The sequence below is a fragment of the Singulisphaera photorubra genome (assembly GCF_045290345.1).
In the GTDB taxonomy this organism is placed as follows: Bacteria; Planctomycetota; Planctomycetia; order Isosphaerales; family Isosphaeraceae; genus Singulisphaera.
The window spans coordinates 8,629,361-8,641,073 of the sequence record NZ_CP155447.1 but is presented as its reverse complement, the minus strand read 5'-3'; the positions used below and the strand labels follow the sequence as shown (position 1 = coordinate 8,641,073).

The following is an 11,713-nucleotide window of genomic DNA, read 5'->3' as shown; positions in this document are numbered from 1 at the left end:
AGCGATCGTCAAGCCAGGCGCCGTAGGCTCGGTGCGAGGTTGTAGTCGAGGGATGATCTGACATGTCCAGTCCGTCTTCCTCCCCGATCTCGCCGCTCTGGCGTCAGAACCCCACTGCGTCGGGGTCCGCGAAGCGACAGGCGGATCGGCGGCACTGGCGGATCTTCGTGCTGCTGGCAAGCATCCTGGCCCTGGCGGGTGTCTTGCTTGGGCTGCTCGGATGGATCCGGCCGCTCCCTCGCCCTTATCTTTTTCCCCTCTGGGTCAGTTCTTACCAATCTCGCAAGATTTCCTTCCTTCCGTGGGCCGAGCAAGACCTCCACGCTCTGAGTCGTGGCGGATACATTTCTCGAATTGTGAATTCACCGTTCGACAACCAGGACCGGAGAACGATTCAGCAGGAACTCGGGCGGCTCGGCGAGCTCCTCTCGACGGACTCGGTTGTGGTTTATGTCAACGCTCGAGCCTGCATCGGCCCACTCGGTCACGTCGCGATCCTTCCGGCGGACGCCGACCCGGCCGACGTCCGCACCTGGATGCCCCTGCGCGAAGTGCTCGAAGCACTCCGGGCCTCGCCGGCGGGCTGGAAGCTGCTGGTGCTTGACCTCTCGAAACGTCAGGGCGAAACGCGGAACGCCGTAATCGATGACGACATCGCATCGCGGATCCCCGATGACTTGAAGGCCGTGGCCGACCCCCGCCGGCTCACCCTTGCGGCCGCGGCACCCGGGCAGCATTCGCTAACCTCGGAGGAGCTCGGTCGCTCGATCTTCAGCTATTACATCGAAGAGGGCTTGCGCGGCTGGACCGAGCTGGATCGCCCCCGGTTGCAACGTGACGGTCTAATTCGAGTCTCCGATCTGGCCGCCTATGTGCGAGCTCACGTCGATCGTTGGGCCCGGCTCAACCGGGGCGTGCGTCAACAGCCCGTGCTTTACGGGGAAGGTGCCGACTTCCCCTTGCTGGCGCTCAATCACAACACGATCCAGGCCGCCCCGCCGTCGCCCCGCACAGTGACCTACCCTGCATGGCTGGAAGCCGGGTGGTCAATACGCGATCGCTGGAGGGCCGCGTCAAACAATCGGGTCGCTCCTCTGGCCTACCGGCAGTTGGAACAGACGCTTCAGGCCGCCGAGGCCGACTGGCGTGGCGGGGTCGATCTCGCCCGGATCCGCCAGGACCGAATGGCCAACATCTCAATTTACGAACAACTTCTCACAAAAATACAGAGCACCGCCCAGCCAAAGCCAACCTCACTCGCCATGGCCGCGACACAAGGCTGGAATCAGGACCAGGCCGTGGCCGCCGCCGTGAACGATTGGATTGCAAAACAGGCCGCGCCAGCCAAGGTAGAAACACCTGAGGCCGCGAAAGCGGTCAGTACGAAATCCGAGACCGCAAAACCAGGTACCGTCGACACGGCCGCGGCCCTTGACGCGAAAATCAAAGGCGCGTCCATGCTCGACCTGGCCGGGGCGATCTTCCATGCGGCCAGCGAGGCCGAACCCTCCAGGGAGACCATCCTCCTTCTCGACGGACTGCTCAAGGACCAGCAACCGGAGCCGCTGTTCGTCGAGACCCTCTTTCTCCGACAACTGGCCGAATTGGCCCGAAATTCCGGGGACGGGAGCTGGCCGACCGAGACGGTTCGCCGCGCCCTGAAGGTCACGAGCCAAGGCGAGCAGGCGAACAATCAAGCGGAAACGCTCGCATGGCTCCGCCTCTCGCTCGAGGAAGCGGCTCAGTTACGACACAACGCCGGGGTCATCTTGCGGGCCCACGGGTTCGCCGCGGTCGCCGAGGCGGACCGGCTTTTCCGGGTGGCCGACGCACGCTATGCCCTGATCCTCGAGCAACAGCGCGTTGTGCTCGAGGCGAGGCGCCTCTGGCTTGACGTGCTGCAGATCCTGCCCCAGTCGCTGGATGATCTGGAATCACCGACGAGCGTTCAGGACCATTGGACGGAAACCGTGGGCCGAATGATCGTGCTTCGGGATGCACTCGCCCTGCCCGCGGAGGTGCTCAGCGACGTCTCACCGCTTCCGATCGAAGAGCTGCGCCGGCGAATCGGAATCCTCCACGCCCAGACGGAGGTGCTCCGACAGGATCTCGACGAACTCCGAAGGCCCTACTCCGACGACAGCTTGGCCGCGCTCCTGGCCGAGGCGAGCAAGCCTCGAGCGGGACCGGAGACCGTCCGCGCCATTCACGCCGTGCTCCGCAATCCGGCTCCGTCGGCGAAGCAGCGTGTCGCTCTCTGGCAGGCCGCCCGCGACCTGGCGAACCGACTGCTCAAGGAGACCTTGAGGCTCGACCGATCGCGGCTCGATCCGGAGTCGATACCGGGTTCCGACCAGGACGCATCGTGGGAGAGTAACAGCCGCCGGCTCGTCGAACGCGCTCGGAGGCGAATCATCTTGCTTCGCCTGGCGGGGTTGCCCGAAGCCGACGCTCGGGTGCTGGACGAACAGGTCGCCAAGGCCGCGACGCAACGGGAGGCCCCAGGGGCTTGGTGGGACCTGGAGCGGGGGCTGCGCGAAGTCTGGAATGGCGGATTCACCGAGTCGAACCAAGGCCAGGCGAATTCCCCTGATCGCACCCGACTCAACCCGCTCGTCGCGCCATCATGGTCGCTGACCTTTAACGACGCAACACCGAAAGGCCTGTTCTACATAACATGGCTTCGTGAGAAACGATCGCTATGGACCTGGCTGGCCGACCAGTATGAATACGATGGAGCCGACCTGGGCGGCCCGCTCTTCTTCCGAACCGCGGCCCGCGAACTCCGGGCGATGTCGGGAAAGAATGAACGCGCTCGCGTGGTGTCCCCTTGGGGGTTCCCCGGCCCGGTCACCCCGCTTTCGGCCGAATCCCCCGTAGCGACCGAATCCCTCTCGCTCCGGATCCCTCCCGACAAGGCCGGGAGCGAACCCACCAGCATCGACCTCTTGCTGGCCGATCCGTCCTGGTTACGGGTTATCACGACCTCGACGGCGCTCCAGCGCTCTGGACCCGTCGGAGGAGATCCCAACAGCCTCGGGACGTCCTACGTCTTGTCCCCTTCAACCCTTGCCATTCGCGACATCCCGCTCCGCGTCGAACTCTCCCCCGAGGTAGAGCAACCGTCCGACATTCCTCCACCCCAAGGTTTCTTGGTGCGCACGCGAGTGGGCGGCCGTGACTTTCATCAGGCGGTCACCCTCGACCTGGAACTCGCCTCACGTCGGATCCAGATATTCCTGAGCGTCAATCCCAAAGAGCCGACCGAGCCCCAACTGGACCTCGGACTCCGCGTCATCAAGGAAAGGCAGCCGTATTACCTCTATCTCCGAAATCCGACCAGTATCGCGCAAGAGGTTCTGGTCGATCTGAAGGTCGGCGACCAGTTGGTGCCTGGCACTTCGCCGCAGCTCAGCATCCCCCCCGGCGCGATCAGCCGGGTCCAGTTCGCGGCGGGGTCCATGAAATCGGAGACTCCGTTACCTGACTTGACGGGGCCGCTGCAGCTTCTCCTGCGGAACGCAACCGACAAGAAATCGATCCTCGGCCGGGCGACGATCGGGGTTCGGATCGCCGCGCCGACAGAGTATGTGCGCGTTTCCCGTGTCGAGTATGCTCCCGCCAGTGGCGCCGGGGGCGCGTCGAAGAATCGGCTCTCGATCGAGCTTCGAACGAGCGCCGCGACCGCGGGCCCTCCGACCGTCGCCCAGCTCCTCCTCCCCCCCGATCAGATCCCCGGCTTCCTTGGCATGGGGGACGGCACCTTACGGGGCGTGATTCCCCCGGACGGCACACCGCTGCTCCTCTTCGTCAAAGACCTGCGACGCATGCCCGGCGCGGACAGTATTGGCACTTTTTATATCCAGGTCGACGCTTACCCGCGCGGCATTGCCTTCCGGACCACGTTCCCACCGGACGGGCAACCCACGCTTCCCGTGGAGGACAGCCGGCCGGCCCTCCGCCTCCGCGCAGCACGATCGACTCCGGCCGTCGTCTCGTTCCCCGTCCGGGCCGAGGTCGACAACCCCGGTCCTGGTTCCTCGCTCGAGATCATGCTCGGACGATCGCAAGCCGGGTCGTTCGAGCCCGAGGAAGTCCGGAGGTTCCCCACGGCCCAACATCGCCGGATCGGCTTCGCCCCCGGCGGCCCCGATGGCTCGCTCCTGTTCGAAGCGTCGGCCGACGACTGGACCACGACCCTCGACCTGTCGGATATCGAGGGACAGCGAGTGCTCCGCGCACGCCTTCTCGACGAGAACGGCCAGGAAGTCCAAGCCGTGTCTCAACCCCTCTTGATCGACAACAGCCGGCCGAGCGGACCGAGCTTGATCGAGCTTCCCCTCCAGGCACGTCGGGGTTCGAAGCTTATGGTCAAGGCGACCGCCAGCGCCACCGACTCGGGAATCGCCAGCGTCCGATTCTTCGTCGGCAAACCACCCGCGGAGGGGACTCCACTTCCTGCGACCGTCACAACAACGCCGGGCAATCCCGACACCGAAGGCGTGATCTGGTCGGCTCAGCTCAACTTACCCGACATCAAGGGACCGACCGACCTCGCGGCTCAGTTTACCACCGGTGCCGGCCAAACCTCCTACGCCACGGCCAATATCGAACTCACCGACACCGATCCGGTCACACCCGGCCGGATCGTCGGGACCGTCCTGGAGGGTCCAAGACCGCAGCCCGGCATGGTCGTCATCCTGACCCAAAAACCCAACGATGAGGCGCGGACCAAGGAAGCAAAACCCAAGGCGGCCGAGGCCAAAGAAGCCCCGAGCACCGAGATCGCCCGCGCCACGACCACCGCCGACGGCACGTTCCGATTCGACAACCTCGCCCCTGGCAACTACCAGCTCACCACGAGCAAAGAAGCGTCGCAGACCAAGGCCAAAGCCGACGTGGCCGTGAAGGCAAGCACAACGGCCACCGTGTCGCTCGAACTCTTTCGATGAGTGCCGATCCAAAACGCGTCCCAGGTGCCTAAAGAATCAACCCATGTGAAAGCCCAAAGACAGGGAGCTTACGCTCCCCGCTCGCCTTTAAGAGGCGAGCGAAATCCATTGCACCGCGATCGGTGTTCTTCGCTCGGCTTCCAAAGGCGAGCGGGGAGCGTAAACGCCCTGTCTTCCGTCGAACGAAGAGCCCCCCGGAAACGTGGCGACAGCCTCGTTTCAGTTTCGCAATTTTCACCACTCTCGATCCTTCAGAGCTTGACCTCTGCAGTGAACTTTCATACAGTAAAAAAAATAGAAGCCTGACACCCCCGTGATTGAGGAGGATGACCCCAATGTGGCGACAAGGTGATGTCTTGATCTCCGCAGTCGAGGCGATCCCACCCGGCGCGACCTGCTTGCCGCATTGCGTGCTGGCCGAGGGGGAAGTCACCGGGCACAGTCACCGGGTCGAGGGCGTCGGAGTGGCCGATTTGTTGGCTGATGGAGAGGAACGTTTCCTGCGAGTGAATGCGAGCACGGTCCGGATCGTTCACCAGGAACACGGGACGATTACGCTACCGCGCGGGCTCTACCGCGTCTGGCAACAGCGTGAGTATACGCCCGAGGCCATTCGCACCGTGCGCGATTAATCGTGTTCAAGTGTCGGAGGCAACCGATGGTCACTCTGAAAGACGCGAGCGGTCGGACCTATGCCACAATCCACGGCCACCGACTCATCCTCGCCAAGGGCGGGGCGGAATACCTGGCCCAGAAGGGCCGGCTCGACCTCCCAAAACTGGCCGCTCTGTCCGAACTTCCGCCCGGGCTGAGCGTGCGGCGGCTCGATCTGAGCGGATGCTCGAACCTGACGCATTTGCCCGACGGACTGCGGGTCCGACACCTCAACCTGGCGGATTGCACGGCCTTGACTGAGCTCCCGTCGGGCCTGGCCTGCTACGAGATCAACCTGAGCGGAACCGGGATCCGGTCCCTGCCCGCGGACTTACGGGTCGATTACCGCCTCGACCTCACGAACTGCACGAAACTCGTCGAGCTTCCCCCCCACCTGAAAGTCGGGTCGCTGGTGCTCCGGGACTGCAAGACGCTCGCCACGCTGCCCGAGGGGCTCGACGTCAGCTTCCTCGATCTCCGCGGATGTGAACGCCTTTCCGACTGGCCCGCGGCGACGACGATCCGGATCGGCCGCTTGAATATGAGCGGATGTCGACGACTCAACCGTTTGCCCGACGGGCTCGGGCGCGTCGCTCAGCTCGACGTCTCCGATTGCACCGCCTTGAAGTCGCTCCCCGAAGGGCTCGAGATCGGCACCTCGATCGAGATCGCGAACACGGCAATCACCGCCTTGCCGGCTTCGATGGCCGGCGTGTCCCTCGTCTGGCGCGGGGTGCCCATCGATGAGCGGATCGCGTTCCATCCCGAGTCGATCGAGGTGGACGAGGTGCTCGAGGAAGAGAACGCCGAGCGGCGGCGCGTCTTACTCGAGCGCGTCGGTCTGGATCGGTTCTTGAGCGAGGCCAAGGTCGAAGTGCTCGACGAGGATCAGGACCGCGGCGGCAACCGCCGGCTCCTCCGGGTTCCCCTCGAAGGGGACGAGGATCTGGTCTGCGTGATGGTTCACTGCCCGTCCACGGGGGGCCGTTACCTCCTGCGCGTGCCTCCGTACATGGAGACTTGCCGCCAGGCCGTGGCCTGGACCGCAGGGTTCGACGACCCGAACCTCTATCGCCCTCTGGTCGAAACCTGACCGGGGGAGAGCGTGATCAGGCATCGTCCCGCCAGATCGCCTGCGCCGGAATGCGTTCGAGAATGCCGGGGCCGAAGGTCGTACCGAGCCCAAGCTCGTCGAGGTGGACGTAGCCAATGTGACAGGAACAGGTGGCGTTGGTGCAGGCCCGCTCGATCAGTGTCGACTCGAACCCTGGTTCGTACAGGTTGCCGATCGGCTCGCGGATGAAATGGCAGCGGCGCATCGTTCCGTCACCATCGACCGAGACCACGGAACGGCCCGCCCGGCAGGTGCGGCCGAGGCTCGAGTGGCGCTGGTTGTTGATCGGAAAGAGAGGATCGATCGCCTCGAAGTCGCGGAGTTCGGACGGACTGTAGTAGTCTGGATCACGTTTGTAAGCGTTGATCCAGAGGTACGTATTCGGCGACAGTTCGCGGCGGAGGGCCTCGATCTCGCCCTGATGCGACTTCAGGCCCACGACTCCGACGCTGTACCTCACTCCAAGCCGGTCCAGCTCCTGACAGCGACCGACGAAGGTGGCGCGTTCGACCTCCGACGGGTGGAATGTCACCCAGAGCGCCAGGCGACTGGTATCCGCCCGTTCGATCCAGTCGAGGGGAGCCGAGAGGTTCGTCTGGATCGCAGCCCGCGCGACGTGAGGCAGGTGCGAGAGCCGGGTCAGGGCCTCCCAATACCAGCGCCGGGTCAGAGCCTCACCCCAGGGCGTGAACAGGACTCCGATCCGGTCATCTGGAGCTCGGCTGGCGACCCAGTCCACGAACCGTTGAAGGGCGCGACGATCGACGGCCAATTCCGCGGCAGTCTCGTGACGCTTGGCGAACGGGCAGTACACGCAGCCATAGTTGCAGCTCGAAAGCGGCCCCCGATAGAGGATCGAGAGGTTCAACGCCACGAGTAATCCTCCATCCGCGCCCGGACCTCCCGCGAATAGAGCCAGGGCCCGATGGCGTCGGACCGTTCCAAACCCGGGTCGGTCAGCGCAAGCCCGCCCTGGCTGCTTGCGGCCAATCCGAGCCGGCAGCAGTCTTCCAACTCAGGGAAATCGTCGCTCGCGTCGGTACCGAACCGCCGCGTGTAGGCCGCGAACCTCAGGCCGTCGTGCGTAAGCAGTGATTGGATGAGGAAGCGGCGGCGCTGTTCCTCCGGCCCGAGCTGGAACCCGAAGTCGGCTGCGCCGAAGTCGTCGAACGACCGCGCGACGTAATCGGCCAGGATCTCGGCGACCCCCCGCGCCCCCACGGCGTATTCGGACGCATGATGCAGCCCCCGCGTGTAAGACCGCGCCCCGCAACCCAGGCCGACCATCCCATCATCCTGGCAGCAATACGCCGGCCCGCTCTGCTCGGGAGCATGTGGAGCGCGAAACATTCTCATCGAGACCTGCGCATATCCCTCCCCGATCAGCAGCGAGCGGGCTTCTCGGTAGCAAGTCAGGCGGAGGTCATCCCAATCGCGACGGGACTTCCCCAGTCCCGTGAGCGGCCGAACGTAAAGCGGGTACAGGAACAATTCCTCGGGGCGATACCGCAGCGCCTTGCGGACCGACCCGAGCCAGCTCTCCACCGACTGGCCCGGTAAGCCGTAAATCAGGTCGAGGTTCAAGGTCGGGAACCCCGCCGACCGGATCAGGCCCAGCGCGTGCTCGACCGTTTCGGCCGCTTGCGGCCGGTAGACGGCGGCCGTCTCGGCCTCGTCGAACGACTCGACCCCGATACTGATTCGGTCAATCCCGCGATCGCGGAGGAGGGCCAACTTCTCGACGGTGACGGTTCCTGGCGCAACCTCAACGGAACCGCCGATGCGTCGGAGATCGGCACCCATCGTCGTTTCGGCGATGTCGAGGATCGACTCGAGCCCAGCCACGTCGAGATAGGTGGGCGTTCCCCCGCCGATGGCGAACCGGGCGAACGACGCCACGGGTAAGGATTCCCGCACCCGTCCAGCCTGCCGAGCGACGGCTTCGAGATAGCTGCGGATCAGGCTGACATCGGGTTTCGCCTTCGTGAACAGGTTACAAAACCCACAGCGCATCCCACAGAACGGAACATGAATATACAGGAACAACGCGGAGAGCGACTCCGCGGACCAGAGCGAGCCGAGGGGCACGGGCCGCACCAATGGCCGATAGGCGGTCTTGTGAGGGTAGGAATAGGCGTACCCCACATACGGCGAGCCGGCAATCAAACCCTCGGCCTCATTCATGCTTCGATCCTCGGCAGCAGGAACTCGGCATAGGGGACCGTCCAGACGACCGGATGCGCGAGTCGATGGCCATTGTAACCGTCCTCGCCGTAGGCGGTGCCATGGTCCGAGCAGACGATGCAGAATGCAGGCGCTCGCCGTTGAAGGGCCGCCCAGAGTGTCGGCAGTTGCCGGTCGACATACGCCAGCGCCGCGGCATGCGAGGCGAGCGAATCCTCCTCGGCCCCCTCCAGGTAGAATCGGTTCGGCTGGTGGACGGCCGAGACGTTGAGGAACAGGAAGGCCCTCTGCTCACGAGGTAATCGGCCGAGGATGGCCGCGGCGAGAGTCATCTGATTCTCGGTCGATCGCGGTTCGGTGACGCCGAGGTCCGGCGTCCAGTGGCTCTCGGCGAACAGTCCCGGCAGGACCTTGCCCAGCGGGCTCTCCTTGTTGAAGAATCCGACGCCCCCGATGCAGATCGTGTGATAGCCAAGGCCGGCGAGTCCGGTCACGATGTCGGGGGCGTCGAACACACAGGTCGAGTCCGCGAGCGTCTCACTCCCTGGGAACCGCGCCGCGAAGGGACGAGGATGTTTCGGCCGACTTACAGGCGTTGGCAAGAACCCGGCGAAGAACGCATGGTGAGCGGCATAGGTGAAACTACCGGGCGTCTGGCGTTCTTCCCAGCTCCCGCCGGGAAGAACGGCCGCAAGGTTCGGTGTGCGTCCCAGGCTCAGCGCATCGCGCGCCACGTCGTAACGCAGGGTGTCGATTGTCATCAGCACAATATCATGCGTCCCGATCAGGGCGTTGACGTCGATCATTTCAAGGCCCCCGCTAAACCGTTGGTATCGGCATTCTTTGATTTGCCTGATGGGTGACCGTCGCGATCCAGAGGCTGCTGGGTGCCACGGGTTGTACTCAACCCGTGAGCGATCGCCAGGTTTTGGCTCACGGGTTGAGTACAACCCGTGGCACCCAGGGTTTGCACATCATTCAATATCCAGAAAGACCAGGTCCACCTGCTTAGGTCGGCCACACGGTCGATCGTCAGGTCGGCGGCGGGCAAACCGGGGGGGTACGCTCGACCGGCCGAGACCCAGCATGTCGCCATCCCCAGGGCGGCCGCTCCGGCGATGTCGCGGACGGGGTCGTCGCCCACAAATAAGGCCTCGCGCGGAGTACAGTCGACCCAGTCAAGCGCCTTCTGGAACAAGGCAGGTTCCGGCTTGGCGACACCGAGTTCCCCTGAGAGGAACGCCCGAGGCGGCGGATGACCGAGGTCGAGTCTCGCCAGCTTCGCCCGCTGACACTGACTCGATCCATTCGAGACGATCGCAAGTCGATAGCGGTCGTTCAGCGCGGCGAAGAGGAGCGTGACCGAGGGGTCAGGCCGCACAAACCCGGGCAGACGTGAGGCGTGATCCGCCGCGAGTTCGGACGCGGTGAGGCCGACGCCCGGGAATCGCGAAACCACCCCGCGGGCAAAACGGCGGCGGTCCCAGCCCGCGTCGTCGTCCCGTTCGAGCCTGAGCAAGTCGGAAGCGTGGTGGAGCGGGAGGAAGACGTTTGGATAGCGCGCCATGAGGTCGAGGCAGTAGAGGCGGTGCGCCGCGGCGCGATCGAATAACGTGCCGTCCAGATCGAAGAAGATCGCACGGATCATGCGGCCTCCCTGGCGAGCATCGCCGCGACCTCGGCTGAGTAGGGATCGACGCCCCGGTGGGTGGCACCATGGAGGAGGTCGCCGAACGCATTGACTTCGAGGACCGCGTGGTGGCGAAAATGCGGGGTAATCAAGAGGTCTACGCCCGCGTGCAGGCAGCCCGGAAACTGCGCGGCGGCCGCTTCGCAGGTCCCGAGCGCGGCCGCCCAGGCTTCGGGAAGCATCCGGGCCTTCACCGCGGCGGGATCGCCCCGTCGATTCTTGAGGTGCAAGTTCGTCATCGGCCCCCGGCTCATCCTCACGACGACATGCTCGGCACGCCCGGCAATCACGAGCACGCGGAGGTCGAAGACGTGGCCGGCGATCCCCGCCTTCGGTACCCAGCGCTCGACCTGCACTCGCTCACGTGCCAGGGCATCGATCAGTGCGGCGACCTCACGGTGATTCTCGACGCGGCGGATCGCCCGGGAGTTGTAAAGTCGCGGTTCCCCCCCCTCGTGAACCATCTCGACGGTCGTGATCGCCAACTGGCGGCGGCCGTCCGCCGCGAAGGCGACGACGCCCGAGGCCGACGAGCCGTGGGCGAGCTTTACAAAGACCCGCCCGATCCCGGCCTCGACCATCCGGTGCCGTAATTCCTCGTAGGAACGAACCGGCCCAAGGCCACGCGGACACGAGACAGCGGCGCGGGTCAATCGATCGTGACATCTGACCTTATCGAACATCACTTCAATGGCCGCCGTGGGGCTCGTCGTGACGTGCGAGGGGCAGGCCGCCCGTTGCCGGTCGATGAGCCGAAGCGTCTCGCGGAACCCCAGATACCATTGCCTCGGGCACCAGATCCGCCCTTTGTCGGGGACCAACTGCTCAGCCTCAACCCGGAGGAGCCGGGTGGGGCCGTCATCGTCCTCGACCCCCGCGCCAAAGGCCAAGATCGCCCGCTCGACCGCGAAGTCCCGGCCCGGCGACTCGATCCGCAGAACGGTTCCCTCCCGGATGAACTGCTCCAGACCCACCCGCCCGGCGATCAAGTCCCGATAAGCGACGATGGTGGCAGGGGAGAGGCCGGCGTGGACCATTGCCGCCTGGAACCGTTCAATTCGAGGACACTCCGGATTGCCGACGATCACAGCGTGGAAGGGCGGCCGGCGCATCGTCGCT

General features: G+C 64.9%; 8 protein-coding genes. 3 read left to right on the top strand and 5 right to left on the bottom strand.

Translation table 11 applies throughout. The annotated features are described in order from the left end of the window. The first annotated feature begins 62 nt into the window (after window positions 1-62). From V5E97_RS32300 to V5E97_RS32290, 3 genes are all read left to right on the top strand, one after another. Complete coding sequence (locus V5E97_RS32300) at window positions 63-4,952, top strand: carboxypeptidase regulatory-like domain-containing protein (RefSeq protein WP_406695657.1); 4,890 nt, start codon at window positions 63-65, stop codon at window positions 4,950-4,952. A gap of 335 nt (window positions 4,953-5,287) precedes the next feature. After that, complete coding sequence (locus tag V5E97_RS32295) at window positions 5,288-5,584, top strand: hypothetical protein (RefSeq protein WP_406695656.1); 297 nt, start codon at window positions 5,288-5,290, stop codon at window positions 5,582-5,584. Window positions 5,585-5,610: 26 nt separating this feature from the next. Continuing rightward, window positions 5,611-6,699: a DUF6745 domain-containing protein gene (locus V5E97_RS32290; protein WP_406695655.1), complete on the top strand. Its 1,089-nt coding sequence runs from the start codon at window positions 5,611-5,613 to the stop codon at window positions 6,697-6,699. A gap of 16 nt (window positions 6,700-6,715) precedes the next feature. Here V5E97_RS32290 and V5E97_RS32285 read toward each other — a convergent pair whose 3' ends face one another. The 5 genes from V5E97_RS32285 to V5E97_RS32265 are packed head-to-tail and all read right to left on the bottom strand — an operon-like array spanning window position 6,716 to window position 11,706. Then, window positions 6,716-7,588 carry an STM4011 family radical SAM protein gene (locus V5E97_RS32285; RefSeq protein WP_406701254.1) on the bottom strand — a complete coding sequence of 291 codons (873 nt, stop codon included), beginning with the start codon at window positions 7,586-7,588 and terminating at the stop codon, window positions 6,716-6,718. After that, entirely contained in the window at window positions 7,585-8,904 is a 1,320-nt protein-coding gene (locus V5E97_RS32280; protein WP_406695654.1) for an STM4012 family radical SAM protein, read from the bottom strand. Before V5E97_RS32280 ends, V5E97_RS32285 begins: the two co-directional genes overlap by 4 nt. Next, window positions 8,901-9,710 carry an STM4013/SEN3800 family hydrolase gene (locus V5E97_RS32275; RefSeq protein WP_406695653.1) on the bottom strand — a complete coding sequence of 270 codons (810 nt, stop codon included), beginning with the start codon at window positions 9,708-9,710 and terminating at the stop codon, window positions 8,901-8,903. Before V5E97_RS32275 ends, V5E97_RS32280 begins: the two co-directional genes overlap by 4 nt. Further along, window positions 9,707-10,552: an HAD family hydrolase gene (locus V5E97_RS32270; protein ID WP_406695652.1), complete on the bottom strand. Its 846-nt coding sequence runs from the start codon at window positions 10,550-10,552 to the stop codon at window positions 9,707-9,709. The genes V5E97_RS32275 and V5E97_RS32270 overlap by 4 nt, the downstream gene beginning before the upstream one ends. Continuing rightward, window positions 10,549-11,706, bottom strand: a complete 1,158-nt coding sequence (locus tag V5E97_RS32265; RefSeq protein WP_406695651.1) for an STM4014 family protein — start codon at window positions 11,704-11,706, stop codon at window positions 10,549-10,551. The genes V5E97_RS32270 and V5E97_RS32265 overlap by 4 nt, the downstream gene beginning before the upstream one ends. Between the last annotated feature and the right edge of the window lie 7 nt (window positions 11,707-11,713).

Excerpts from the sequence above, each read along its gene's own strand:
- V5E97_RS32275 (WP_406695653.1), bottom strand. The coding sequence starts at position 9,710 with ATGATCGACGTCAACGCCCTGATCGGGACGCATGATATTGTGCTGATG.
- V5E97_RS32300 (WP_406695657.1), top strand. The coding sequence starts at position 63 with ATGTCCAGTCCGTCTTCCTCCCCGATCTCGCCGCTCTGGCGTCAGAAC.
- V5E97_RS32270 (WP_406695652.1), bottom strand. The coding sequence starts at position 10,552 with ATGATCCGTGCGATCTTCTTCGATCTGGACGGCACGTTATTCGATCGC.
- V5E97_RS32290 (WP_406695655.1), top strand. The coding sequence starts at position 5,611 with ATGGTCACTCTGAAAGACGCGAGCGGTCGGACCTATGCCACAATCCAC.
- V5E97_RS32280 (WP_406695654.1), bottom strand. The coding sequence starts at position 8,904 with ATGAATGAGGCCGAGGGTTTGATTGCCGGCTCGCCGTATGTGGGGTAC.
- V5E97_RS32265 (WP_406695651.1), bottom strand. The coding sequence starts at position 11,706 with ATGCGCCGGCCGCCCTTCCACGCTGTGATCGTCGGCAATCCGGAGTGT.
- V5E97_RS32295 (WP_406695656.1), top strand. The coding sequence starts at position 5,288 with ATGTGGCGACAAGGTGATGTCTTGATCTCCGCAGTCGAGGCGATCCCA.